At 59.1% G+C, this 23,330-nt stretch carries 24 protein-coding genes; 5 read left to right on the top strand and 19 right to left on the bottom strand.

The window, feature by feature from the left end; genetic code table 11:
* Positions 1–16 precede the first annotated feature (16 nt).
* Genes MXF20_RS02345 through yceD form a run of 4 tightly spaced genes read right to left on the bottom strand, consistent with a single transcriptional unit; the run spans position 17 to position 2,745 of the window.
* The gene (locus tag MXF20_RS02345; protein ID WP_325967457.1) at positions 17–970 is read right to left on the bottom strand and encodes a beta-ketoacyl-ACP synthase III; all 954 of its coding nucleotides are present in this window, start codon (positions 968–970) and stop codon (positions 17–19) included.
* Positions 971–2,011: a phosphate acyltransferase PlsX gene (gene plsX, locus MXF20_RS02340; RefSeq protein ID WP_325967454.1), complete on the bottom strand. Its 1,041-nt coding sequence runs from the start codon at positions 2,009–2,011 to the stop codon at positions 971–973.
* Positions 2,012–2,038: 27 nt separating this feature from the next.
* Positions 2,039–2,209 (bottom strand): 50S ribosomal protein L32, encoded by a 171-nt coding sequence (gene rpmF / locus MXF20_RS02335; protein WP_017348070.1) that lies wholly within the window; start codon positions 2,207–2,209, stop codon positions 2,039–2,041.
* 14 nt (positions 2,210–2,223) lie between these two features.
* Positions 2,224–2,745, bottom strand: a complete 522-nt coding sequence (gene yceD / locus MXF20_RS02330; protein WP_325967451.1) for a 23S rRNA accumulation protein YceD — start codon at positions 2,743–2,745, stop codon at positions 2,224–2,226.
* A 143-nt stretch (positions 2,746–2,888) separates the two neighbouring features.
* On the opposite strand from yceD, the gene MXF20_RS02325 reads away from it, so the two are divergent.
* Positions 2,889–3,470 (top strand): Maf family protein, encoded by a 582-nt coding sequence (locus MXF20_RS02325; protein ID WP_418936828.1) that lies wholly within the window; start codon positions 2,889–2,891, stop codon positions 3,468–3,470.
* Positions 3,471–3,482: 12 nt separating this feature from the next.
* Here the strand turns inward: MXF20_RS02325 and rluC are convergent, their stop codons facing one another.
* On the bottom strand, positions 3,483–4,442 hold the full coding sequence (rluC, locus tag MXF20_RS02320; RefSeq protein WP_325967448.1) for a 23S rRNA pseudouridine(955/2504/2580) synthase RluC: 960 nt from the start codon (positions 4,440–4,442) through the stop codon (positions 3,483–3,485).
* A 573-nt stretch (positions 4,443–5,015) separates the two neighbouring features.
* On the opposite strand from rluC, the gene rne reads away from it, so the two are divergent.
* The gene (gene rne, locus MXF20_RS02315) at positions 5,016–8,300 is read left to right on the top strand and encodes a ribonuclease E (protein ID WP_325967447.1); all 3,285 of its coding nucleotides are present in this window, start codon (positions 5,016–5,018) and stop codon (positions 8,298–8,300) included.
* A gap of 180 nt (positions 8,301–8,480) precedes the next feature.
* Here rne and flgL read toward each other — a convergent pair whose 3' ends face one another.
* From flgL to flgB, 11 genes are all read right to left on the bottom strand, one after another.
* Positions 8,481–9,446 carry a flagellar hook-associated protein FlgL gene (gene flgL / locus MXF20_RS02310; protein ID WP_325967445.1) on the bottom strand — a complete coding sequence of 322 codons (966 nt, stop codon included), beginning with the start codon at positions 9,444–9,446 and terminating at the stop codon, positions 8,481–8,483.
* A gap of 17 nt (positions 9,447–9,463) precedes the next feature.
* The gene (gene flgK / locus MXF20_RS02305) at positions 9,464–11,107 is read right to left on the bottom strand and encodes a flagellar hook-associated protein FlgK (protein WP_325967443.1); all 1,644 of its coding nucleotides are present in this window, start codon (positions 11,105–11,107) and stop codon (positions 9,464–9,466) included.
* Positions 11,108–11,223: 116 nt separating this feature from the next.
* The gene (flgJ, locus tag MXF20_RS02300; protein ID WP_325967442.1) at positions 11,224–12,165 is read right to left on the bottom strand and encodes a flagellar assembly peptidoglycan hydrolase FlgJ; all 942 of its coding nucleotides are present in this window, start codon (positions 12,163–12,165) and stop codon (positions 11,224–11,226) included.
* Entirely contained in the window at positions 12,165–13,214 is a 1,050-nt protein-coding gene (locus tag MXF20_RS02295; protein ID WP_240656212.1) for a flagellar basal body P-ring protein FlgI, read from the bottom strand. The genes flgJ and MXF20_RS02295 overlap by 1 nt, the downstream gene beginning before the upstream one ends.
* A gap of 69 nt (positions 13,215–13,283) precedes the next feature.
* Positions 13,284–13,994 (bottom strand): flagellar basal body L-ring protein FlgH, encoded by a 711-nt coding sequence (locus MXF20_RS02290; protein ID WP_021506417.1) that lies wholly within the window; start codon positions 13,992–13,994, stop codon positions 13,284–13,286.
* A gap of 62 nt (positions 13,995–14,056) precedes the next feature.
* A complete protein-coding gene (gene flgG, locus MXF20_RS02285) occupies positions 14,057–14,839 on the bottom strand; it encodes a flagellar basal-body rod protein FlgG (RefSeq protein ID WP_021506418.1) in 783 nt (260 codons plus the stop codon).
* A gap of 17 nt (positions 14,840–14,856) precedes the next feature.
* Positions 14,857–15,615, bottom strand: coding sequence for a flagellar basal body rod protein FlgF (locus MXF20_RS02280; protein WP_058759464.1), 759 nt, complete (start codon positions 15,613–15,615; stop codon positions 14,857–14,859).
* A gap of 20 nt (positions 15,616–15,635) precedes the next feature.
* Positions 15,636–16,838, bottom strand: a complete 1,203-nt coding sequence (flgE, locus tag MXF20_RS02275) for a flagellar hook protein FlgE (protein WP_238560991.1) — start codon at positions 16,836–16,838, stop codon at positions 15,636–15,638.
* Between the two features lie 25 nt (positions 16,839–16,863).
* On the bottom strand, positions 16,864–17,538 hold the full coding sequence (gene flgD / locus MXF20_RS02270) for a flagellar hook assembly protein FlgD (RefSeq protein WP_021506421.1): 675 nt from the start codon (positions 17,536–17,538) through the stop codon (positions 16,864–16,866).
* Between the two features lie 12 nt (positions 17,539–17,550).
* The gene (gene flgC / locus MXF20_RS02265) at positions 17,551–17,955 is read right to left on the bottom strand and encodes a flagellar basal body rod protein FlgC (protein WP_021506422.1); all 405 of its coding nucleotides are present in this window, start codon (positions 17,953–17,955) and stop codon (positions 17,551–17,553) included.
* A 2-nt stretch (positions 17,956–17,957) separates the two neighbouring features.
* A complete protein-coding gene (gene flgB, locus MXF20_RS02260; protein ID WP_021506423.1) occupies positions 17,958–18,371 on the bottom strand; it encodes a flagellar basal body rod protein FlgB in 414 nt (137 codons plus the stop codon).
* A 154-nt stretch (positions 18,372–18,525) separates the two neighbouring features.
* Between flgB and flgA the strand changes: the two genes are divergently transcribed.
* The 3 genes from flgA (at position 18,526) to flgN (ending at position 20,031) form a co-directional block, all read left to right on the top strand.
* Positions 18,526–19,185 carry a flagellar basal body P-ring formation chaperone FlgA gene (flgA, locus tag MXF20_RS02255; RefSeq protein WP_325967438.1) on the top strand — a complete coding sequence of 220 codons (660 nt, stop codon included), beginning with the start codon at positions 18,526–18,528 and terminating at the stop codon, positions 19,183–19,185.
* A gap of 106 nt (positions 19,186–19,291) precedes the next feature.
* A complete protein-coding gene (gene flgM / locus MXF20_RS02250) occupies positions 19,292–19,594 on the top strand; it encodes a flagellar biosynthesis anti-sigma factor FlgM (protein WP_325967436.1) in 303 nt (100 codons plus the stop codon).
* Positions 19,595–19,599: 5 nt separating this feature from the next.
* Entirely contained in the window at positions 19,600–20,031 is a 432-nt protein-coding gene (flgN, locus tag MXF20_RS02245) for a flagellar export chaperone FlgN (protein WP_325967434.1), read from the top strand.
* 63 nt (positions 20,032–20,094) lie between these two features.
* On the opposite strand, the gene murJ is transcribed toward flgN, so the two are convergent.
* The 3 genes from murJ to MXF20_RS02230 form a co-directional block, all read right to left on the bottom strand.
* On the bottom strand, positions 20,095–21,633 hold the full coding sequence (gene murJ, locus MXF20_RS02240; RefSeq protein WP_325967432.1) for a murein biosynthesis integral membrane protein MurJ: 1,539 nt from the start codon (positions 21,631–21,633) through the stop codon (positions 20,095–20,097).
* A gap of 121 nt (positions 21,634–21,754) precedes the next feature.
* The gene (locus MXF20_RS02235; RefSeq protein ID WP_325967430.1) at positions 21,755–22,675 is read right to left on the bottom strand and encodes a Gfo/Idh/MocA family oxidoreductase; all 921 of its coding nucleotides are present in this window, start codon (positions 22,673–22,675) and stop codon (positions 21,755–21,757) included.
* Position 22,676: 1 nt separating this feature from the next.
* Positions 22,677–23,318, bottom strand: coding sequence for a DUF480 domain-containing protein (locus tag MXF20_RS02230; RefSeq protein ID WP_325967427.1), 642 nt, complete (start codon positions 23,316–23,318; stop codon positions 22,677–22,679).
* Positions 23,319–23,330: the final 12 nt, after the last annotated feature.

Here is a 23,330-nt window from a genome sequence, read left to right as displayed (position 1 = left end):
CTTGCGTTCCTGTCAATCAAAAGCGAACCAGCGCCGAGCCCCAGGTGAAACCGCCACCAAAGGCCTCAAGCAAAATCAGTTGTCCGGGCTTGATACGGCCATCACGTACCGCTTCGTCCAGCGCGCTAGGCACCGAGGCCGCGGAAGTGTTGCCGTGACGATCCAGCGTCACCACCACTTTATCCATGCCCATGCCGAGCTTTTTGGCGGTGGCGCTGATGATGCGCAGGTTGGCCTGATGCGGCACCAGCCAGTCGAGCTGTTCACGATCGAGATTATTCGCCTGCAGCGTTTCATCGACGATGTGCGCCAGCTCGGTCACTGCAACCTTGAACACTTCGTTACCGGCCATGGTGAGGTAAGCCGGTTCGTCCTGATGGGCGCGATCCTGGTACGGCAGCGTCAGCAGCTTACCGTAACGGCCATCGGCGTGCAGGTGAGTCGACAGAATGCCGGCCTCCTCGCTTGCGCCGAGCACCACGGCACCTGCGCCGTCACCGAACAGAATGATGGTGCCGCGATCGTCTGGATCGAGCGTGCGAGCCAGCACGTCCGCGCCGATCACCAGCGCGTGCTTCACCGCACCGTTTTTGATGTATTGATCGGCCACGCTCAGCGCATAGGTAAAGCCAGCACAGGCGGCAGCAAGATCGAAGGCGGCGCAGTCGTTAATTTCCAGCATCTGCTGGATCATGCACGCTGAGCTCGGGAAGGCATGGCTGGAAGAGGTGGTTGCCACGATGATCAGGCCAACGTCGCTGGCAGCTACGCCCGCCATTTCCAGCGCACGCTGGGCAGCGGTGAAGCCCATGCTGGCCACCGTTTCATCCGGTGCCGCAATGCGACGTTCACGAATACCGGTCCGGGTGACAATCCACTCGTCCGAAGTCTCCACCATTTTTTCCAGGTCCGCGTTGCTGCGAACCTGCTCAGGCAAATAGCTGCCCGTACCGATAATTTTGGTAAACATCTACGCTTTGTCACTCCTGGCTAATACAGCGTCAAGGCGCGCGGCAATTCTCTCTGGAACTTGCTTGCGCACCGCCTGCTCTGCCTGTTCTATCGCCACGGCAAACGCGCGTTGATTCGCCGCGCCGTGGCTCTTGATCACTGTCCCGCGCAATCCTAACAGACAAGCGCCATTGTACTGGTCGGGGTTGAGATGACCGAAACGTTTAGCCAAACGCTTTTGGATCCAGCGTCCCAGCCATTTCAGCCACCAGGCCCGTTTTTTTCCTTCACCTGACGATTTGAGCAGAGAAAGAAACATTCTTACCACGCCTTCCATGGTCTTCAACGTGACATTACCTACGAAGCCATCACAGACCAGCACATCCGTCTTGCCGGTGAGGAGATCGTTCCCCTCAAGGTAACCAATATAGTTGATCTGCGGCGAGGCCCGCAGCACCGCCGATGCGGCGCGAATCGTTTCCAGCCCTTTCGTCTCTTCCTGACCGATGTTAAGCAGCGCGACGCGCGGCTGGCTGATTTCCAGCACCTCTTCCGCCATCACGGCACCCATCACCGCAAACTGCACCAGCATTTCGCTGTCGGAATCAACGTTAGCGCCCAGATCCAGCACCACCGTTTTGCCGTGCTGCTGATGCGGCAGTACGGTCATCAACGCCGGACGCTCGATGCCATCCAGCGGCTTCAGTAATAACTTTGCCAGGCCCATCAGCGCACCGGTATTGCCGGCACTGACGCACGCCTGCGCTTTGCCCTCTTTCACCAGTTCCAGCGCCACGCGCATCGAACTGCCGCGACTGTTGCGAATCGCCTGTGAGGGTTTCGCATCGCTTGCAATAACCGATTCGGCAGGGATTACCTGCACACGCCCCAGTAACGAGGAATCCGCTTTGGCAAGAAATGACGAGATGATGTCGGGATCGCCGACCAGAAGAAGAACCAGCTGCGTATGAGAGGCCAGTGCCTGCAAGGCTGCAGGCACTGTCACGCAGGGACCGAAGTCCCCGCCCATGGCATCAACTGCCAGGGTCAAACGTGTCAAGGTATCGCCTTGCGTAACCGCAAAGAATTACTTGGTGATAACCTTGCGACCGCGGTAGTAACCATCCGCAGTGATGTGGTGACGCAGATGAGTTTCACCAGAAACTTTATCTACTGACAGAGTGGCAGTGGTCAGCGCATCGTGCGAACGACGCATACCACGCTTAGAACGGGTTGGTTTATTCTGTTGTACGGCCATGGACCTTACTCCTATTACTTACGCTTTAAACTGGCTAATACGGCAAATGGGTTTGGTTTTTCTGCCTCTTCAGGCAGCTGGCCAAAGACCATGTCCGCGTCGGACACTTCACAGTGTTCAGAATCATGCACCGGAACTACCGGCAGCGCGAGGATGAGTTCATCTTCGATCACCGCCAGCAGGTCGATTTCACCGAAATCGTTGACATCGACCGGCTCGTAGGCTTCCGGCAGTGCTTCGGCCTGCTCATCAGAAGAGACAGGACTGAAGCAATAGCTTACGTGCACAGCGTGCGGGAACGGTTGGTTGCAGCGTTGACACAACAACGTCACCTGCACATCGGCCGTTCCTTGCAGAACCGCGAGGCGCTGGTTGTCAACCGCAAACGACATGGCACATTCCACATCACTGTCCACACTCACGACCGATTCGGCCACGCGCGCCACCAATTCAGGTGAATAAACACCATGATAATCCAGGCGTTTTTGCGCGGCGCGGACCGGATCGAGCGTCAGGGGTAATTTTACCTTTTGCATAGGGCGCGCATATTAACTTTGTAACGTCATAGAGTCAAAGAAAAAGGCCGGTTTACAGCATCTTTCACCCGTTAGTCGCATCCAGTGCGGCGCATAGTTTAAAATGACTGTCATCTTTACGCTATCACTTCTGCAAAAAAATGATGACACCGCTGGTTTTAGCTTCAACTTCTCCGTTCCGTCAGGCGCTGCTGCACAAGCTCGGCCTGCCGTTTATCACTGCGGCCCCTGAAAGCGATGAAACGCCGCTGCCGGGTGAGGCCGCGCCACAGCTGGTGCAGCGGCTCGCCGTTGCCAAAGCGCAGGCGCTGGCCGCGCGCTATCCCGACCACTGGATCATTGGTTCCGATCAGGTGTGCGTGCTGGACGGCCGCATCGCCGGCAAGCCGCACACCGCAGAAAACGCCTGTCAGCAGCTGGCGCTGGCCAGCGGCAAAGCCATCACCTTTTATACCGGCCTGGCGCTGATTCATCCCGCCAGCGCGCAGCAGCATGTGCTGTGCGAACCTTTTACTGTGCATTTTCGTCCGCTGAGCGCGGCAGAAATTGCGCGCTATGTCGAACTGGAACAGCCGCTGCAGTGCGCTGGCAGTTTTAAAAGCGAGGGACTGGGGATTTGTCTGTTCGAACGGCTGGAGGGGCGCGATCCCAATAGCGTGATTGGCTTACCGCTGATCGCGCTGAATGGCCTGTTAAGGCAGGCCGGCATCAACCCACTGGGCTGATGCCGTAAGCTATCAGTCTTTTTTCTGCTGGCGCAGCTGGGCAAGACAGTGTTTTAACGCCTTATCCAGCGGCGCTTCCATGCGCAGGCTTTCGCCGGTGTTAGGATGGGTAAACGTCAGGGCAGCGGCATGCAGGAACAGCCGTGACAGACCGGTCGGCGCCAGCTGACGATCAAAGTCGCGATCGCCATAGCGATCGTCAAAGGCAATCGGATGGCCGCCGTGCAGGGTGTGCACGCGGATCTGGTGCGTGCGTCCGGTTACCGGGCTGGCTTTCACTAAGGTGGCCAGGCCAAAACGTTCTTCGACTTTAAAGCGCGTTTCTGACGGTTTTCCCTCGGCGCTGACCCGCACCACGCGCTCGCCGCTTTGCAGGATGTTTTTCAGCAGCGGCGCCTGCACCACTTTCAGATGCGATGGCCAGTCACCGCGTACCAGCGCCAGATAATCCTTCTGCATGCCCTTCTCACGCAGCTGCTCATGCAGCGAACGCAGCGCTGAGCGCTTTTTCGCCACCAGCAAAATGCCAGACGTATCACGATCGAGACGGTGCACCAGTTCAAGGAAGCGCGCCTCCGGGCGCAGCGCGCGCAGCCCTTCAATCACGCCGAAGCTCAGCCCGCTGCCGCCGTGCACCGCGGTGCCGGACGGTTTGTTCAGCACCAGCAGATAATCATCTTCATACAGAATGCACGATTCCAGCGCCGCTACTTTATCCAGCTTGGGCGACACCGCCTGCTCTTCACGCTCGGCCACGCGCACCGGCGGCACGCGCACTTCATCGCCGTCTTCCAGCTTATATTCAGGTTTAACGCGCTTCTTATTCACCCGCACTTCGCCTTTGCGCAGAATGCGGTAAATCATGCTCTTCGGCACCCCTTTTAATTGGGTGCGCAAAAAGTTATCAATGCGTTGGCCGGCATTTTCAGCCGTGATGGCGACAAACTGTACGCCGGGATTCTCTGTTTTCATGGCGGCGATTCTAAATAGTGTCCCCGGATAGCGCCACCCCTTTTTCTGTGCTTAACTCTGACTTTGTCGCCGCGTTAAGCGGCCAGAATGCTGGCTTTTTCAACGATGCGATGATTACCCCTGCAAATGAACAGGTTAAGGATGAACAAACTTCACAGCTCGGTAAAAGTCGCCTTGCTATAAGTTGCTAAGCAATGGAATAATGCAGAGGTTTCTGTCCTGGAAAGAGTCAGGCAGGAAAAAGAGCGAAATTAAGGTATTTTGCCGGATGAAACGGACACGCAGCAATGGCGTAAGACGTGATGTTTAATCAGGCACTTAGCGGGCTGCGGGTTGCGGCCTGGACGACAGACTGGGATGTGTGGATTTTTGAATACTCTGTAGCACTTCCACCTTCAGGCGCTGGTTTTCCTTATGAAAAACAGGCCACCGACAAGATTTGCGCCCCTTTAGCCGCCGACAACCGTGAGGTTGACGTCAGTGCATGCAGACACGGGGCCATCGGTTGATTCTCGTCCAGGGTAACGATGCCCGCAGCTTTATCACTCATGTGAGAATAACGAGTAAGTCACGATGAAAAGAATGTTAATTAACGCAACTCAGCAGGAGGAGTTGCGCGTTGCCCTTGTTGACGGACAACGTCTGTACGATCTGGATATCGAAAGCCCCGGACACGAGCAGAAGAAAGCCAACATCTACAAAGGTAAAATCACCCGTATTGAACCCAGCCTCGAAGCTGCGTTTGTTGATTACGGTGCCGAGCGTCACGGTTTCCTCCCTCTGAAAGAAATTTCCCGCGAATACTTCCCTGCTAACTACAACGCGCATGGCCGTCCGAACATCAAAGATGTGCTGCGTGAAGGTCAGGAAGTGATCGTGCAAATCGATAAAGAGGAGCGCGGTAATAAAGGGGCAGCACTGACCACCTTTATCTCGCTGGCCGGTAGCTATCTGGTGCTGATGCCCAACAACCCGCGCGCTGGCGGCATTTCCCGCCGTATCGAAGGTGACGACCGTACCGAGCTGAAAGAAGCGCTGTCAGCGCTGGAACTGCCGGACGGCATGGGCTTGATCGTGCGTACTGCCGGCGTGGGCAAATCTGCCGAATCGCTGCAGTGGGATCTCAGCTTCCGCCTGAAGCACTGGGAAGCGATTAAAAAAGCCGCAGACAGCCGCCCGGCGCCGTTCCTGATCCATCAGGAAAGCAACGTGATTGTGCGCGCCTTCCGCGACTACCTGCGCCAGGACATCGGTGAAATTCTTATCGATAACCCGAAAGTGCTGGAGCTGGCTCGCCAGCACATCGCCGCGCTGGGTCGTCCGGACTTCAGCAGCAAAATCAAACTGTACACCGGTGAAATTCCGCTGTTCAGCCACTACCAGATCGAATCGCAGATTGAATCGGCGTTCCAGCGTGAAGTGCGTCTGCCGTCCGGCGGTTCAATCGTTATCGACAGCACCGAAGCACTGACCGCTATCGATATCAACTCCGCCCGCGCCACGCGCGGTGGTGATATCGAAGAGACCGCCTTCAATACCAACCTGGAAGCCGCCGACGAGATCGCGCGCCAGCTGCGTCTGCGTGACCTCGGTGGTCTGATTGTGATCGACTTCATCGACATGACGCCAGTGCGCCACCAGCGCGCCGTGGAAAACCGTCTGCGCGAAGCGGTGCGTCAGGATCGTGCGCGTATCCAGATCAGCCACATTTCACGCTTTGGCCTGCTGGAGATGTCGCGTCAGCGCCTCAGCCCGTCACTGGGTGAATCCAGCCATCACGTCTGCCCGCGCTGTAGCGGTACCGGCACCATTCGTGATAACGAATCGCTGTCGCTGTCGATCCTGCGTCTGATTGAAGAAGAAGCGCTGAAAGACAACACCAAAGAAGTGCATGCGATTGTGCCGGTTCAGGTTGCCTCTTACCTGCTGAACGAAAAACGTGAAGCGGTCAGTGCGATTGAGAAACGTCAGGGCGGCGTGCGTGCCATCATCGTGCCAAACGATCAGATGGAAACACCACACTACTCAGTACTGCGCGTGCGCAAAGGTGAAGAGACGCAAACCCTCTCCTATCACCTGCCAAAACTGCATGAAGCGGAGATGGCACTGCCGTCTGAAGAAGAGCACGCTGAGCGTCGTCGTCCGGAGCAGCCAGCACTGGCCGCCTTCGTGATGCCGGATGCGCCACCGGCGCCGGTGGAAGTGAGCGAAGAGAGCAAGCCAGCAGCAACGGCTGACGTCAGCGCCAAACCGGCGGTCGCGGCTCCGGCTACGGTCAGCACTGGACTGGTTGCACGTCTGCTGGGCGGCCTGAAAAAACTGTTTGCCGGTGATGCTCCTGCTGCGGCGCCTGCTGAAGAGAAGACCGAAGCGAAAACCGCTGAAGGTGACAGCACCCAGCAGCGTGGTGAGCGTCGTAATAATCGCCGCAACAACAATAATCGCCGCGAGCGCACACCGCGTAACGGTGAAAACGCTCAGGGACGCGAGCCACGTGAAGCGCGCGAACCGCGTGAACCACGCGAAGCCCGTGAACCGCGCGAAGCCCGCGAGCCACGCGATCAGGATAACCGCCGTAACAAGCGTCAAAATGAGGCGCGCGGCGAGCGTCCGGCACTGACGGAAGAGCAACTGCAGCAGCGTGATGAGCAGCAGCAACAGCGTCGCGAACAGCGCGCTGAGCGCCAGCGTCGTCGTCAGGAAGAGAAGCGTGCGCAGCAGGAGCCGGTCGTGGCTGAGCAGGCGCCGGTTGACAGCGTCGACGACAGCATTGCGCAGGAAGACGAGCGCGTTCAGGTGCTGCCGCGTCGTAAACAGCGTCAGCTCAACCAGCGCGTGCGCGTAGGTGACAGTGCTGAAGTGGCTACTGCTGCAATCCCTGCGGCGGCCGTCACTGAAGCGGCACAGCCAAACAGCCAGCGTGCGCCGCTGAACGAACCGTCCGCAACCACGCAGGATGAGCAGGATGACAACGAGAACCGTGATGGCGCTAACATGCCGCGCCGCTCACGTCGTTCACCGCGTCATCTGCGCGTCAGCGGCCAGCGCCGTCGTCGCTACCGTGACGAGCGTTACCCAACGCAGTCTGCGATGCCGCTGGAATCGGCTGCTGCCTCGCCAGAGATGGCGTCCGGCAAAGTGTGGATTACCTATCCGGTTGCGCAGACTCACGAGCAGTTCACCTCACAGGATGCGCTGAACGAAATGCCAGACTATGGCTATCAGGATGCAGAACCGGCAGAAGAATCGCCGATGGTTGCTGAAGCAGCCTCCACTGTGGTGGCAGAGCCAGAAACGTCAGCGCCTGAGGTGGTGCATCAGGCTGAACCGCAGGCGCACACTGAAGTGCCAGTGGTGAATACTGATGATCTGACGCCTGTGGCGGCGCCGGTTGATCATGAGCCAGCGGTAATCCCGGCAGCCGATGAAGCGCTGGCGCAGGAAACTGCCGCTGAAGCGCAACCGGCCGCGACGCCTGCCGAAGAGACGCAGCCAGCCGTCACCGAAGCGGTTACCGCTGCGGAACAGGCTCCGGTCGCGGTTTCACCGGCGGTAGAAGCGCAGGTGGAAGAGGTGTTGTCAGCTCCGGTTGTCGCCGAAGCGCCTGTTGCGCCAGTGACCGAGCCGCACGCACCGGTTGCCGCGCGTGATACCGCGGTCAGCCATGGCGAAACCCGCTTTAAGCATCACGCCACGGCACCAATGACCAAAGCGCCGGCACCGGCATGGGAACCTGAGCCCGTGCGTCACAGTGACTGGGTCCGCCCGGCCTTCAACTTTGAAGGACGCGGTTCAGCCGGTGGTCATAGCGCCACCCATCAGGCTACCGCACCGGCTACCCGTCCGGAAAGCGTGTAAGCGTTCGCTGTAACGCTACCGTCTCTAAACCCCGGCTGGTCCGGGGTTTTTTATTGCCCGCAGCCTACCGTTCTCCAAACCGAATACCCTGACTAATAGCCAAAAAAAATCCCACGGCCCTCGCAGGCAGTGGGAAAACTAAGCGCACCCGGTTTAAGTACGCTCAAAGAGTCAGGTGACTTATTTATTCATCTGGAACAGCGACATCTTCGACATATCGCTAAAGGTGGTGTACGACGCCTGCAGCAGCTGCTGCTGCATGGTGTAGGTAGAAATGGCTTCGGTGTAATCGACGTTAACCAGCGTGCTCATCTGATCTTTCAGCGTCACCTTGCGGTCGTCACCTTTTGCATCCAGCGTATCCAGTTCGTCCAGCTGGGTGCCAATCTCAGAACGCACCGCCAGCACGTTGTTCAGCGAGTTGCTGAAGCCACGGTTGGCTTTGTCCATCGCCGCGCTGAAGGTCTGTTTAGTGGCATCGTCAGCGTCATTCTGTGGCACTTTCAGTGCCGCGATGGCGTCATCCAGCATATCGAACAGGTTAGTCTGGCTGGCGCTGCCATCCGGTTCCGGCTTAGCGTTACTGGTCAGTTGGTCAAAAATAGAATTACCGGTATGACCCACGGTCATAGTGCGCTCGCTGTCGACTTTCTGGGTGATCGCGTCGCTGCCACCGTTATAGGTGATTTTACCGCTGGCATCTTCGGTGAACGGCGGCTTGTCGGACTCATAGCCGGCAAACAGGTAGCGACCGTTACCGTCCTTGCTGTTGGCCAGGTTAAGCAACTGCGAGCGAATGCCCTCCAGCTGGGTGGCATAAGACGCGCGGTCATCGTCACTCAGCGAGCCGTTACCGGCGCTGATCAGCGTGGATTGCGCCGACTGAATCGCCGTCGTGACATCACTCAGCGTGCTCTCTTCCAGCGACAGTCCCTGATTCGCGAACGAACGCGCCAGCGCGAACTGGCTGTCGCGCGCCTGCGTCTGCGACAGCACCACGGCGCGCGAGGCGGCGATCGGATCGTCAGACGGATTGGTCACGCGGCGGCCGGTAGACAGCTGCTCGCCCGCTTTCAGCCAGGTCGATTGCGCGTCCGTAACGCCACGCACCTGCTGGTCGAAAATCATGTTGGTACTGAGTCTCATCGGTCAGGCCTCCCGTATTAACCGCGGATGCTTATCAACGCATCAAAAATGGTGTTGGCGGTTTGCAGTACCTGCGCGTTCGCCATGTAAAATTGCTGATATTTGCTCAGGTTGGCGTACTCTTCGTCGAGGTTCACGCCAGAAACCGACTGCTGACGTTCGGTCAGCTGCGTCACCACGCCCTTCTGGGTGGTGGCGGCGGTTTCGAGGTTTTTGGTTTTGTTGCCAACGGTGCTCACCAGGCTGGCATAACCCTGCGCCAGCGTGGCGTTACCGTTAATCAGTTTGGCATCCTGCAGGTCCAGCAGCTTTTGCGCGTTACGGTTATCGCTGGCACCACCGGCGGCCGACGCGGCTGCAATCTGCGATTCACTGGTGATGGCCACCGACATGCCGCTGATGACATCCTGCACCGGCTTCACCAGGAAGCTGTCTTTGGCGTTGGCCGTTCCGTTTACCGTCAGCGACAGGCCGTCAAAGCTCATGGTGGTATTGCCGGAACCGTCGGTGCCCATGGTCGGCGTCACTTTCACGTTGTCGGAAAGACGCGTCACCGACCAGTTGCTGCCGTCAAAGCTCACGTTGTAGTTGGACGCTTTCATCGCGCCGGTATCGACCCAGCTGGCGCTGACGCTGGCAGCAGAGGTGTTTTTGCTGTTGGTCACCACCGTCGGGCTGCCAATATTAAAGAAGTTGATGCCGGTGTTGCCGTTGCTGTCGTAACCCTGGCTGTGCACCTGGTTAAAGCTGGTGGTGAAGGCCGCCGCCAGCTGTCCGAGCTGATTCTGTGCGTTATCCAGATCCTGACTACGGAACGCCAGCAGACCGCCAAGCGAACCGGTGGTCAGCGTTTTTTCCGGGATCTCAACGTTACCGGCCTGCTTATCGACATAGCCCACGGTAATGCGCGACGCGTCGCTGCTGGATGGCATGGCAATCAGCGAGGTGGTTTTGCTGCCGTTGACCAGCGTGGTGTTGCCCATCGAAACGATGTAGTTACCGTCCTGCTGCGACACGTTAACGCCGACCAGACCATTCAGGTTGTTGACCAGCTGATCGCGCTGATCGAGCAGATCGTTAGGCGCAGAGCCGCCGCCGGTGGTCAGCTTAGCGATCTGCGTGTTGAGATCGGCAATCTGGCTGGAGTAAGTGTTGATCTGCTCGACGCTGGCTTTGACGTCAGTATTGACGCTGTTTTGCATGCTGGTCAGATACTGCGCGGTGGTCTGGAACTGGTTTACCAGCCCCTGCGCATAGCTCAGCATGGACTGACGCGCCGACGGATCGTCCGCGTTGCTCACCACGTTCTGCACGTTGGTGAAAAAGCTCTGAATCGAGTCTGACAGGCTGGTGGTCGAGGTCGACAGCAGATCATCAATATTCGAAATCTGGTTGTATTGTGAATTTACCGCGCTGTAGTTGGCGCTGTTACCGCGCAGCTGGGCGGTAATAAACTCATCGTATTCGCGCTGCACGCCGGTGACATTGACGCCGTTGCCATAATAGGTGCTGCCCTGCAGCGTACTGTTGGCCTGCGACAGCAAAATCGTCTGGCGCGAATAACCGGCCACGGTGTAATTACTGATGTTGTTACTGGTGGTACTTAATGCGGCCTGTGCGGCGCTCAGCCCGCTCATCGCGGAGTTAATTATGCTGGACATCTCGGTTCCTTTTTCCCGTTAACCGGGCTGGCAGTCATCAGTGCGATTGCGCGGGCCATAACGCCCGCGGCATGTGAAGGTTATCGGCGTGCTTAAGCGAAACTTGAGCGGAAAAATCAGAACAGATCGGTGAAATCCTGGCTGTAGGCCTTCACCACTTTCTCGCCCATGTTTTTGAATTGCTGGATCATTCCCACCAGTTTCTGCGCGTATTTCGGGTCAGTCGCGTAGCCTGCCGCCTGCAGCGCACGTGCGCCCTGCTCGGCACTGGAGGCGCTCGCCACCGCCGCATAGCGTGGGTTACTGGAGATCAACCGGACGTAGTCGCTGAGCGCTTCGAAATAGGAGCCATAAACGCGGAAGGTGGCGCGCACTTTCTTCGCTTCACCACCTTCATATTCGGTGGTCATGATGTCCGTGGTTTCGCCTTTCCAGTCGCCGCTGGCTTTAATCCCGAACACGTTATAGCTCGGCTTACCGTCGCGCGTGAGAATCTGCCGCTGACCCCAGCCCGATTCCAGCGCCGCCTGCGCCAGAATCAGATGGTGCGGAATGCCGCTCTGCTGGCTGGCGACTTTGGCCGGCTGCGCCAGCTGGGCGATAAACTCATTGCTGTCACCGGGCAGACTGGCCGGCGAGACCGGCAGACGCGGTACCGCTTTGCGCACCATCTGCTCCAGCTGTGTCGGCGCCATGCTGCTGTAGATAAAGCTGTTATCCAGCTTCATCGGCACGGTACCGGCACTTTCGTCCGGTGCCTGCGCCGGCTGCATCTGTTTGACGATGGTGTCCGCCAGACCCAGTCCGCGTTTACCGATCTCCTGCGCAATCTGTTGATCGTACATCGAGGTATACAGCCGCGTCTGATCGTTACTCAGCATGCCATCCTGCGGCAGCGCTTCGCGCATGCTCTTCAGCATCATTTGCACGAACATCCCTTCGACCTGCTTCGCCACCTGCAGCGCTTTACCTTTCGGGTCCACGGCAGCCTGACGTTTCAGTTCGTTCAGCGAGCGGCTGTCATACGCCGCGTTCATCAGCGATTGCGTATCGGTCATCAGATAATTTCCAGCTTCGCGCGCAGGCAGCCCGCGCTCTCCATCGATTGCAGAATCGACATCAGCTCAATCGGTGTCGCGCCCAGCGCATTCAGCGCCCGCACCACGTTGTTCAGGTTGGCGCTGGCGTTAACCCGCTGCAGCGCGCCGCCGCTCTGACGCAGATCGATCTGTGTCTGCGTGGTGGCCACCGTCTGTCCTCCGGCGAATGGCGTATCCGGCTGGCTGACGTTCTGCTGCTGATTAACCGTGACCGACAGGTTGCCCTGCGCCACCGCACAGGTGTTGAGCGTCACTTCGCGGTTCATCACCACCGAGCCGGTACGTGAGTTGATGATCACTTTGGCATCTTCCAGCGGCACCGACACATCGATGTTCTGAATTTCCGCCAGCAGACGCACCTGCGAGCTGTTATTTGGCGACACGCGGATTTGCACAGTGCGGGCGTCCAGCGGCAGCGCTGAACCGACGCCGCGGCTGTTGATGGCATCGGCAATGCGCTGCGCCATGGTGAAATCTTCGTTGTTGAGCTGCAGGTTGATGGTGTTCTGGCTGCCGAAGTTGCTCTGCAGCTCACGCTCGACGGTGGCCCCACCGGTGATACGGCCGCCGTTGAGCTGGTTAACCTGCACGCTGCTGCCGCCGGCCGAGGCACCCGCCCCGCCGACCAGAATGTTGCCCTGCGCCAGCGCATAAACCTGGTTATCGACGCCTTTCATCGGCGTCATCAGCAGCGTACCGCCGCGCAAACTTTTGGCGTTACCCAGCGACGACACCACCACGTCAACCGTCTGCCCCTGGCGGGCAAACGACGGCAGCTTGGCGGTGACCATCACCGCTGCCACGTTTTTCAGCTGCATGTTGGTGCCGGCAGGCACGGTGATGCCCAGCTGCGACAGCATGTTACTCACGGTTTGCGTGGTGAACGGCGTCTGGGTGGTCTGGTCACCGGTGCCGTCGAGGCCGACCACCAGGCCATAGCCAATCAGCTGGTTATCGCGTACGCCCTGCACGCTGGTGAGATCGCGGATGCGGTCAGCCTGCGCCATCAGGCTGCTGAGGCTAAGCAGCAGGCCAAGGCCAAAACGCAGCAGTGTAGTGTTTTTCATCATGACCTCTTACATCGGCGAGACGTTCAGGAAGAAGCGCTGGAACCAGCCCATGGTCTGCGCCTCATTGATATAACCGTTACCGACGTACTCAATACGTGCATCGGCGACCTGCGTTGACAGCACCGCGTTGCTGGCGCTGATGGTGCGTGGGTTGACCACGCCAGAGAAGCGAATGAATTCGGTACCCTGGTTGATTTCAATCTGTTTTTCACCGACCACGCGCAGGTTGCCGTTCGACAGCACCTGGTTAACGGTAACGGTGATGGTGCCGGTAAAGGTGTTGTTGGCAGTTGCGCCACCTTTGCCAGCGAAATCGTTTTTGCCGTTGGCATCCAGCGCGGCTTTTTCGCCGCCGGCGCCCACCAGTCCGGCCAGGCCGGTTGGGATGGCGCTCAGGCCAAAGCTGTTGCTGCCGTCGCGGCTGGCATTGGCTGACGAGCTTTTGCTGGCGCTGACGTTTTCCTGCAGCGTAATGGTCAGGGTGTCACCAATGTTACGTGGACGACGATCCTCAAACAGCGGCTGATAGCCGTAGTTGAGCGGCGCCACGCCCTGAAAAATGGAACCGTTCACCACCGGCGGGGCAGATGGCGTCGGCTCAGCCGTCGTCGCACCCTGTACCAGTGGCGTGCGCGGCACCAGCGCACAACCGTTAAGGGTCAGTAGCAGCGTGGCTACTAACCAATGCCCAGGCTTGAGAATCACTTGCTTCGCCACGGAGTTCTGACCTTTTTCATGTTCTTAATCGGGCCAGACGCGCTGGCCCAACGATCCCGGCCTTACAGCTGGGTTAACTTCTGCAGCATCTGATCGGAAGTGCTGATCGCTTTGCTGTTGATTTCATAAGCGCGCTGCGTCTGGATCATGGTCACCAGCTCTTCCGCCACGTTGACGTTCGAGGTTTCCACGTAACCCTGATACAGCAGACCGGCGCCGTTCTGGCCCGGCGTGCTTTCGGTTGGCGCGCCAGAGGCCTGGGTTTCCTGATAAAGGTTTTCCCCGACGCTATCCAGCCCGGCATCGTTCATGAAGGTGCTGAGCGTCAGCTGGCCAACCTGCGCCGGCTGCGTCTGCCCCTGCTGTGTCACCGTCACCACGCCGTCGCGCGCAATGGTGATGCTGGTGGCGTTTGCCGGAATGGTAATGCCCGGCTGCACCGGGAAGCCGGCGTTGGTCACCAGCTGGCCGTTCTGATCCACCTGGAAAGATCCGTCGCGGGTATACGCCGACGTACCGTCCGGCATCTGCACCTGGAAGTAACCCTGACCGTTGATCGCCACATCTTTGGAGTTGCTGGTCTGCGACAGGTTGCCCTGATTGTGCAGACGCTCGGTGGTCACCGGACGCACACCGGTACCGATCTGCAGGCCCGACGGCAGCGTGGTCTGTTCTGACGACTGTGCCCCCGGCTGACGCAGGGTCTGGTACATCAGGTCTTCGAACACCGCACGTGAGCGCTTAAAGCCGTTGGTGCTGACGTTCGCCAGGTTGTTGGCGATGACGTCCATATTGGTTTGCTGTGCGTCAAGACCGGTTTTCGCGATCCATAAAGAACGAATCATTGTGTTTTCCTTAAGCCTTAGCTGCTCATATTAAGCAGCTGATTAGCCCGCTGTTCGTTTTCATCGACGTTAGAGATCACTTTCATCTGCATCTCAAAACGTCGGGCGTTGGCGATCATGTCGACCATGGTTTCCACGGGCTTTACGTTACTGCCCTCCAGCACGCCCGGCATCACCTGCACGGTCGCGTCATTCGGCAGCGCCGCGCCGCGCTGTGCCTGAGTGGCGGCGCTGGGACGGAACATGCCGTCATCACCGCGCGTCAGTTCCTGGCCAGTGGCACGTACCAGCTTCAGCCGTCCGAGCTGCACCGTTGCGTTCGGCGCGTCACCGGCGTTAAGCGCGGTGATGGAGCCATCAGCGGCAATGGTCAGTTGCGCGCCCTGCGGCACGGCAATCGGACCGCCATCGCCCATCACGGGATTGCCCTGAATGGTCAGCTGGCCGGTCGGGCTGATCTGCATGTTACCGTTGCGGGTGTAAGCTTCGCTGCCGTCAGCGGTACGCACCGCCAGCCAGCCATCCTGCTGCACCGCCACGTCGAGCGGACGCTCGGTGTAATCGAGCGAGCCCTGCGACATGTCGGCGCCCGGCGTGGAAGCAGCCACCAGCGTACGCGTGGGCAGCGACCAGCCGTTGACCGGCACCGCGCGCAGCGCATTGAGCTGAGCACGAAAGCCCGGCGTCGAGGCGTTGGCGAGGTTGCTGGCGGTGACGGACTGCTGCTCCATCGTCTGACTGGCGGCGCCCATCGCGGTATATATTGCGTGATCCATAAAGCAATCCCGTTAGCGAATTAACGAAGGTTGACCAGGGTGTTGAGAATCTGGTCCTGCGTTTTGATGGTCTGGCTGTTGGCCTGATAGTTACGCTGGGCAACGATCATATTCACCAGCTCTTTACTCAGGTCGACGTTGGAGGCTTCCAGTGCGCCGGAGGTCAGGTTGCCGTAAGTACCGGTGCCTGCCAGACCGACAGCCGCCTGACCCGAGGAGTTGGTCGCCGACCAGACGTTATCGCCTTCAGACTTCAGCCCTTCCGGGTTAGAGAAACTCGCCAGTACGATCTGACCCAGCAGCTGGGTTTTCTGGTTGGAGTAAGTCCCGGTGATGGTGCCGTCGTCGTTAATGGTGTAGCTGGTCAGATCGCCCGGTGCATAGCCATCCTGGGTTGGGTTACCGAAGTTGGTTTTGCCGGTGTTCTGCTGCAGGCTGCCGAGCACGCTGAGGCTGACGGGCTGGTTGGCCGCAGCACCGTTCGCTCCCTGAATGGTCAGCGCGACGGTGCTGGCCGAAGTCAGGTTACCGCTGGTATCGAATACCATGTTGAAGTTGCCGGCAGCCTGACCGGTGGTGGAATCAATCGCGTGCACCGTCCAGTTGTTATCGGCCGTTTTAACGTAGTAGAGATCCAGCGCGTGGTCGTTACCCTGCGAGTCGTACACGGTCACGGTGCTTTTGGCGTTGTAAGTATCCACGTTGGTCGCCGTGAACGCACCGCCAGTTGGCACCGCATCGGTAGAGTTCAGGTTAGATACCATGGTGGCGGTGGTGGTGGCGCGCGCCGACATCTGGGTGGTCGGAATGCTCAGCGCGACCGGGTTGGCACCGGCCTGAATAGTTGGCGGTGTGCCGTTAGCCGGATAGCCGGTTACGGTCAGGCCCTGGGTGTTCACCAGGTTACGGTTTTCGTCCAGCGTGAACTGGCCGTTGCGCGAATAGAACACGCCGCCGCTGGCGTCGGTCAGACGGAAGAAACCGTTGCCGCTCAGCGCCACGTCCAGCCCACGGCTGGTCGAGGTGGTGGTGCCGTCGTTAAAGTTCTGAATCACCGCGGCGACTTTGGTCCCCATCCCGACGTTCGAACCGGCGAACATATCGGCAAACGCGATGGTGCTGGATTTAAAACCGGCGGTCGCCGAGTTGGCGATGTTGTTACCAATAACGTCGAGGTTGCTGGAGGCAGCGCCCAGGCCGCTCACCGCTTGTGAAAATGACATGCTATTTCTCCTGCTAAGAGGTTAGTCAGAGAATCTGACGAATTTCATCGAGGGTCGCGGAGCCCATGGTGCCGAGATCCAGTTTTGCGGTGTTATTCACGGTGCTGACGCCGTTGACATAGGCGTAGTTCAGCGGCTGTGCCACCAGTTGGGTGCTGCCATTGCTGGCGGCGAGTGAAACCGTGTATTTACCGTCCGGTGCGGCGCTGCCATCGTCCATCTTGCCGTCCCACGAGAAGGTGTGAACGCCGGCGCTGAGACCGCCGAGATCGATGGAGCGCACTACGCTGCCGTTGCCATCTTTAATGGTGACGCTGGTGGCGGTCGATGCGGTGCCCAGCTCCACGCCAAACGGTGTGCTGGTGCCGCTGCCGACCAGTACCTGGCTGCCCTTCACCATCACGCCGTGGCCGATCAGCGTTGAGCTCTGCAGCGACTGACTGGTGCTGATCTGACCGGAGATCGATCCCAGCGTGGTATTGAGTTTTTCAATGCCGCTCAGGGTGTTGATCTGCGTCAGCTGGGTTGTCAGCTGACTGTTGTCCATCGGGTTGGTCGGATCCTGATTTTTCAGCTGCGTCACCAGCATATTCAGGAACTGGTTTTGCAGATCCTGCGCGCTGTTGCCGCTGCCAGTGCTGCTGCTGGAGCTGAGGACCGTGGGGTCGAGGTTGTCTTTAATCCCTACTGCAAGGCTCATAATGCGTCTCCGTTACTGACCCATGGTGAGGGTTTTCATCATCATTGACTTCACCGTGTTCAGCACTTCGACGTTGGCCTGGTAGCTGCGCGACGCGGACATGGTGTTAACGGTTTCGGCGACCACGTCGACGTTAGGCATTTTGACGTAGCCTTTCTGGTCGGCCAGCGGATTGCCCGGGTCGTACACCAGTTTGGCGGGCGTCGGGTCGTTCACCACACCGGCTACTTTGACGCCGCCGGTGGCCGCGCCCTGAGCGGCATCGGTCTGGAAAATCACCTGCTTCGCCACGTACGGCTGGCCGTCCGGCCCGGTGACGCTGTCGGCGTTGGCCAGGTTACTGGCGCTGACGTTGAGCCGCTGTGACTGTGCGGTCATCGCAGAACCGGCGATATCAAAGATATTCAGCAATGCCATGATTATTGCCCCTGCAGAACGCTCATCATGCCCTTGATCTGGCTGCTGATGAGGGTGAGATCGGTTTGGTATTTCAGGCTGTTATCCGCAAACTGCGTACGCTCGCGATCCATATCCACGGTGTTACCATCCGCGGCAGGCTGATCGGGAATGCGGTACAGCAGATCCAGTGCGGGCTGTGAGTTGGTCTGCGCTTCAATGTGACGTGATGACGTGACATTGAGCGCCAGGCTGCTGCCTTCGGCACGGCCGTTCTGCATCACCTTGCTCAGCTGGCTGGCAAAGTCGATATCCCGCGCCTGGTAGCCCGGGGTATCGGCGTTGGCAATGTTTGACGCCAGAATCTCCTGGCGCTGCGCCCGCAGGTTTAATGCTTCAGTACCAAATCGCAGCGCGGCATCGAGTTTGTCGAGCATGCTTCCTCCGCGAATGAGAATTTCGAGCTGACAGCTTAATTGGACAAAAGCAAGGGCTATCGTCTGAATAGCAGCAAAAATCGGGGCTATTTTTCACCTTGAATTTTTCGTGCGCGGAGTAGACTCAGTGCCATCTTTTCGACAGGAGGCGTTGATGCGTACAACTTCTTCCCTGCTGGCCCTGCTGTGGCTGGCCTTCGCGACGCCCGGCTATGCCGCCGATCTCAGCGCGCAGCTGACTCAGTTCTTTCAGGCGCGCGATCCGCAGCATGCCGCCGGTATGACGGTGGTGGTCCGCACGCCGCAGGCGCAGTGGCCTGCCTGCGACACACCGCAGCTGCTGCTGCCGGGTAACAGCCGTCAGTGGGGCAATCTGAGCATCGCCGCCAGCTGCGGCCAGAATCGTCGCTATCTACAGGTCCAGGTGCAGGTGACCGGCGAGTTTCTGGTGGCCAATCGTCAGCTGGCGCGCGGCAGCAACGTCAGCGCCAGTGATTTCCGCCTGGAAAGTGGCCGGCTGGATACGCTGCCGGCGCGCGCGCTGCTCAGCAGCAGCAATCTGGCGGACGCCATTGCCCTGCGTGACATTGCGCCAGGCCAGCCGGTGACGGCCACCATGCTGCGCCAGCCGTGGCGGGTGAAAGCCGGTCAGAATGTGATGGTGATCGCTAGCGGCAACGGCTTTAATGCCAGCAGTGAAGGACGCGCGTTAAACAACGCCAGCGCGGCGCAGACGGTGCGCGTGCGCATGAGTAATGGCCAGGTGGTGAGCGGTCGCGTCAGCGAGGATGGGAATATTCTGATATCGCTATAAAGCGTTAAAGAACGCTGTTGTTCTGCCGATAGAGATATCAACAATGATATTACCCTATGCTGACTCAGTTGGCTGATCCCCAACTGACCCTAACAGGAGCCACACCATGAGTATCGACAGAACGCAGCCTTTAAAACCGGTGAGCACTGTACAGACCCGTGACACCAGCGAAAACCAGGCGAAAGTGCGTCAGAACAGCGCGCCCGCCACCAGCACCAGCCAGAACGGTGCGGAAGTGACGCTGAGTCCCGCTCAGGCGCAGCTGATGCAGCCGGGCAGCAAAGATATTAACACAGCGCGCGTTGAGCAGCTGAAGACCGCCATTCGTAATGGTGAACTGAAAATGGATACCGGTAAGATCGCCGACGCGCTGATCGCCGATACCAGGGCGTTTTTAGAGGGTAAATAGTCCCGATGGATAATCTGCTGACCACGTTAGATAAAATGCAGGATGTGCTGAGTTCGCTTAACGTCGTGATGGATGAAGAGCAACAGCAGCTGTCTGCCGGACGGATTAATGGCAACCTGCTGCAGCGCATTACAGAAGATAAAAGCGCGCTGCTGACCACGTTGAATTATCTGGACGAGATGCGCCGCAAAACCGAGCTGTCGCTGGGTACCAAAGCGCCTTATCGTGGTCACAGTGATATCGCACGCCGCTGGCACACTATTCAGCAACACACCCAGCGTCTGCGCGACGCCAATCAGCACAACGGCATGCTGTTGCAGCATCAGATGACCTTTACCGAAGAAGCGCTGTCGGTGCTGAAACCGCACCAGACCCAGTCCTTCTACGGCCCGGACGGTCGCGGTTTAGGCCAGGCCACGCTGAGCCGCAAAGGCTGAGCTAAAACGTTATCTCTGTCTGCTGAACAGGGTCGCCGCACTGGCGACCCTTTTTGTTGCCAGTCACACCGCCGTACGGCGGGCAAAATCACGCGGACGGAAGCCCAGTAACCCGAGCATTACGAAATACGCGCTGCCACCAATGGCGCACACCGCCGCCAGCCGCAGCAATCGCCACCACATCTGCCCCTCTTCCCACGCCGGCATCACCTGCAGAATGCCCAGCAGCGCAGCAGCCATCACCGCGACGGCGATCAGCAGACGCAGCAGGAAACCGTGCCAGCCCGGCTGCGGCTGAAAGATCTGCTGCTTACGCAGCTGCCAGTAGAGCAGCGCCGCATTCAGGCAGGCTGCCAGACCAATCGACAGCGACAGACCGGCATGCTTCAGCGGACCAATAAACGCCAGGTTCATCAGCTGGGTCATGATTAAGGTCGCAATGGCAATCTTAACCGGCGTTTTGATGTCCTGACGCGAATAGAAGCCCGGCGCCAGCACTTTCACCACGATCAGCCCCATCAGCCCGACCGAATAGGCGATCAGTGCGCGCTGGGTCATCGCCGCATCAAAAGCGGTAAATTTACCGTACTGGAACAGCGCCACGGTGAGCGGACCGGACAGAATACCCAGCGCCACCGCACTCGGCAGCGCCAGCAGGAAGCACAGGCGCAGCCCCCAGTCCATCAGGCGCGAGTATTCGTCGTGGTTACCGCTGGCAAAACTCTTCGCCAGCGACGGCAGCAGGATGGTGCCGAGCGCCACGCCCAGCACGCCAGACGGAAACTCCATCAGGCGGTCGGCGTAGTACATCCACGACACCGAGCCGGAGACCAGAAACGAGGCGAAGATCGTATTGATGATCAGCGAGATCTGGCTAACCGACACGCCGAGAATCGCCGGCCCCATCTGGCGCATCACCCGCCACACCCCGGCATCGCGCAGGTTCACGCGCGGCAGCACCAGCATGCCAATCTTTTTCAGGTGCGGCAGCTGATAAAACAGCTGCAGCAGCCCGCCCACCACCACCGCCCACGCCAGCGCCATCACCGGCGGGTTGAAGTGCGGCGCGGCGAACAGCGCAAAGCCGATCATGCTGATGTTCAGCAGCGTGGGCGCGAACGCCGGTACGGAAAAACGGTTCCAGGTATTGAGAATCGCCCCGGCCAGCGATGCCAGCGAGATCAGCAATATATAAGGAAAGGTCACGCGCAGCAGAGAACTGGTTAAGGCGAACTTGTCGGCGGTATCGGCAAAACCCGGCGCCGTCACCACAATCACCCAGGGCGCAGCGACCATGCCCAGCACCGTCACCACGGCCAGTACCAGCGTCAGCAGGCCTGATACATAGGCGACAAACACCCGCGTGGCGTCTTCGCCCTGCTTGCTTTTGTATTCGGCAAGAATCGGTACGAACGCCTGCGAAAAGGCGCCTTCGGCAAAAATACGTCGCAGCAAATTGGGCAGTTTAAACGCCACGAAAAAAGCATCGGTGGCCATGCCAGCCCCGAAAACGCGCGCCACAATGGCGTCGCGGGCAAAGCCCAGCACGCGGGAAAAAAGGGTCATCGAACTGACCGCAGCCAGCGATTTCAGCAAATTCATAATGAGTGGCGCATCCTGAAAAGTGTCGGATAAATGAGCAACTTAGCGCGGACATCCAGCGATGTCCGGCGATAGTCTACTGCTGCGGTGGGAAATGACCAGCATTGAGTGTTACAAGGGATTATTCCTGCACGGCGTCGCGCCACAGTTTTTCCACCAGACGCTGCGCCGCCAGCGCCTGCTCACCACTGGTTTCAGGCATCGTCTGATTTTCCACGCACTGGATAAAATGCTGCGCCGCACCGCTAAAACCACGCTGGGTCAGATGACTTTGCCACGCCGGCGGGACATCACTGCGCAGGCCGCTCAGCGTCTCTTCACGCCAGTCGCGCATCTCGTTGATTTCGATGTAACGCCCGTCGCAGATGGCGCTGACCACTTCACGCTGGGTGCCGGCTCGCCGATGCATACTGGTGGTAATTTGCAGCGATCCGGCCGAGAAATGGTGCTCGCCATAGCGCATCGCGCCGTCCTCGTTGGTGTCGATGTGGCCGAGCTCCAGCCTGAGTTTGCCGCCAGCCAGCCACAGCGCGGTATCAACCACGTGCAGATAATCATCCAGCAGGGTAAAGCGCAGGTCATGCGGGCCGATGCTGTCCGCCCGGTGTTTCTCGATACGCAGCGAAGACGCGCCCGGCAGCTGCGCTTTCAGCTGCTGGTAGCGCGGCGCAAAGCGCCGGTTGAAGGCAACCATCAGTTTGCGTTTGCGCTTTTCCGCCAGCGCCACCAGCGTCTCCGCCTGCTGCAGCGTTTCGGCCAGCGGCTTATCGACACAAACATCTTTCCCGGCCAGCAGCAGCGCCTGCACCACCTCAAAATGGCTGGCGGTGCTGCTGTGCACAAACACCGCATCGCTGGCCGCCGCCAGCGCATCCAGCTGACTAAAGTAAGGAATACGGTAACTGACGCAGATCGGCTGCGCCCGCGCCTGGCTGGGCGAGAACGCGCCCACCAGCTGCCAGCCGCTGGCCTGCGCCAGCACCGGCAGCCAGGCTTTCTGTGCGATGCCGCCGAGCCCCACCACGCCAATACGCAGCGCCATCTCAGGCCTCCTTGTGCAGCAGCTGTAGCTGGGCTTCGAGGCGCGCCACCTGCGCTTCCAGCTGAGCGACGCGCGCCGCCAGATCGTCACGGTCAACCGCCTCTGCGCCGGACGCAGGCACCTCATCGGGCACCTCGCCGCCAAACAGGTGCATGTAGCGGCTTTCACGCTTGCCCGGCTCGCGCGCCAGTCGTTGCACCATCGGGCCGTCGTCGCGCGTTATCAGGCCATCCAGCGTGTGTTCCACTTCGGCCATGTCCTGAAACTCATGCAGACGACCGCTGCGGGTGCGCAGTTCGCCCGGCGTCTGCGCGCCGCGCAGAAACAGCAGCGTCAGCACCGCCACTTCGGCAGCCGTCAGCTTCAGATTGCCAAACGCCGAGTTGCAGAAACGCTGTTCATATTTGCTGACGCGCTGACCAAAACCGCTGTTGGCGGTGACCAGATGCGTTTTCACCAGCTCGTCGAGCTGAGCCTGCACCTCGCTTTCGCTCAGGTTCATCACCGGCTCGCGGTTGGATTTTTGATTACAGGCGGTGACCACGCCGTTGAGGGATAACGGATATTGATCGGGCGTGGTGACCTGCTTCTCCAGCAGGCAGCCGATCACGCGCAGCGCCTGCGCGGATAAAGCCATCTTCATCGAGTGTTCCTT

This window comes from Pantoea dispersa, from assembly GCF_035783935.1.
Classification (GTDB): Bacteria; Pseudomonadota; Gammaproteobacteria; order Enterobacterales; family Enterobacteriaceae; genus Pantoea; species Pantoea dispersa_C.
The sequence above is the reverse complement of the archived record's forward strand: the minus strand, read 5'-3'. Positions and strand labels throughout refer to the sequence as shown.

What these genes read in the sequence shown, in the direction of transcription:
- flgJ (WP_325967442.1), bottom strand. Translation starts at nt 12,165, where the DNA reads ATGACCGATACGCAATCGCTGATGAACGCGGCGTATGACAGCCGCTCG.
- MXF20_RS02235 (WP_325967430.1), bottom strand. Translation starts at nt 22,675, where the DNA reads ATGGCGCTGCGTATTGGCGTGGTGGGGCTCGGCGGCATCGCACAGAAA.
- flgK (WP_325967443.1), bottom strand. Translation starts at nt 11,107, where the DNA reads ATGTCCAGCATAATTAACTCCGCGATGAGCGGGCTGAGCGCCGCACAG.
- MXF20_RS02325 (WP_418936828.1), top strand. Translation starts at nt 2,889, where the DNA reads ATGACACCGCTGGTTTTAGCTTCAACTTCTCCGTTCCGTCAGGCGCTG.
- rne (WP_325967447.1), top strand. Translation starts at nt 5,016, where the DNA reads ATGAAAAGAATGTTAATTAACGCAACTCAGCAGGAGGAGTTGCGCGTT.
- flgD (WP_021506421.1), bottom strand. Translation starts at nt 17,538, where the DNA reads ATGAGCCTTGCAGTAGGGATTAAAGACAACCTCGACCCCACGGTCCTC.
- flgB (WP_021506423.1), bottom strand. Translation starts at nt 18,371, where the DNA reads ATGCTCGACAAACTCGATGCCGCGCTGCGATTTGGTACTGAAGCATTA.
- flgL (WP_325967445.1), bottom strand. Translation starts at nt 9,446, where the DNA reads ATGAGACTCAGTACCAACATGATTTTCGACCAGCAGGTGCGTGGCGTT.
- MXF20_RS02345 (WP_325967457.1), bottom strand. Translation starts at nt 970, where the DNA reads ATGTTTACCAAAATTATCGGTACGGGCAGCTATTTGCCTGAGCAGGTT.
- murJ (WP_325967432.1), bottom strand. Translation starts at nt 21,633, where the DNA reads ATGAATTTGCTGAAATCGCTGGCTGCGGTCAGTTCGATGACCCTTTTT.
- MXF20_RS02230 (WP_325967427.1), bottom strand. Translation starts at nt 23,318, where the DNA reads ATGAAGATGGCTTTATCCGCGCAGGCGCTGCGCGTGATCGGCTGCCTG.
- yceD (WP_325967451.1), bottom strand. Translation starts at nt 2,745, where the DNA reads ATGCAAAAGGTAAAATTACCCCTGACGCTCGATCCGGTCCGCGCCGCG.
- flgM (WP_325967436.1), top strand. Translation starts at nt 19,292, where the DNA reads ATGAGTATCGACAGAACGCAGCCTTTAAAACCGGTGAGCACTGTACAG.
- flgE (WP_238560991.1), bottom strand. Translation starts at nt 16,838, where the DNA reads ATGTCATTTTCACAAGCGGTGAGCGGCCTGGGCGCTGCCTCCAGCAAC.
- flgC (WP_021506422.1), bottom strand. Translation starts at nt 17,955, where the DNA reads ATGGCATTGCTGAATATCTTTGATATCGCCGGTTCTGCGATGACCGCA.
- flgG (WP_021506418.1), bottom strand. Translation starts at nt 14,839, where the DNA reads ATGATTCGTTCTTTATGGATCGCGAAAACCGGTCTTGACGCACAGCAA.
- rpmF (WP_017348070.1), bottom strand. Translation starts at nt 2,209, where the DNA reads ATGGCCGTACAACAGAATAAACCAACCCGTTCTAAGCGTGGTATGCGT.
- MXF20_RS02280 (WP_058759464.1), bottom strand. Translation starts at nt 15,615, where the DNA reads ATGGATCACGCAATATATACCGCGATGGGCGCCGCCAGTCAGACGATG.
- flgA (WP_325967438.1), top strand. Translation starts at nt 18,526, where the DNA reads ATGCGTACAACTTCTTCCCTGCTGGCCCTGCTGTGGCTGGCCTTCGCG.
- flgN (WP_325967434.1), top strand. Translation starts at nt 19,600, where the DNA reads ATGGATAATCTGCTGACCACGTTAGATAAAATGCAGGATGTGCTGAGT.
- rluC (WP_325967448.1), bottom strand. Translation starts at nt 4,442, where the DNA reads ATGAAAACAGAGAATCCCGGCGTACAGTTTGTCGCCATCACGGCTGAA.
- MXF20_RS02295 (WP_240656212.1), bottom strand. Translation starts at nt 13,214, where the DNA reads ATGGCGCAGGCTGACCGCATCCGCGATCTCACCAGCGTGCAGGGCGTA.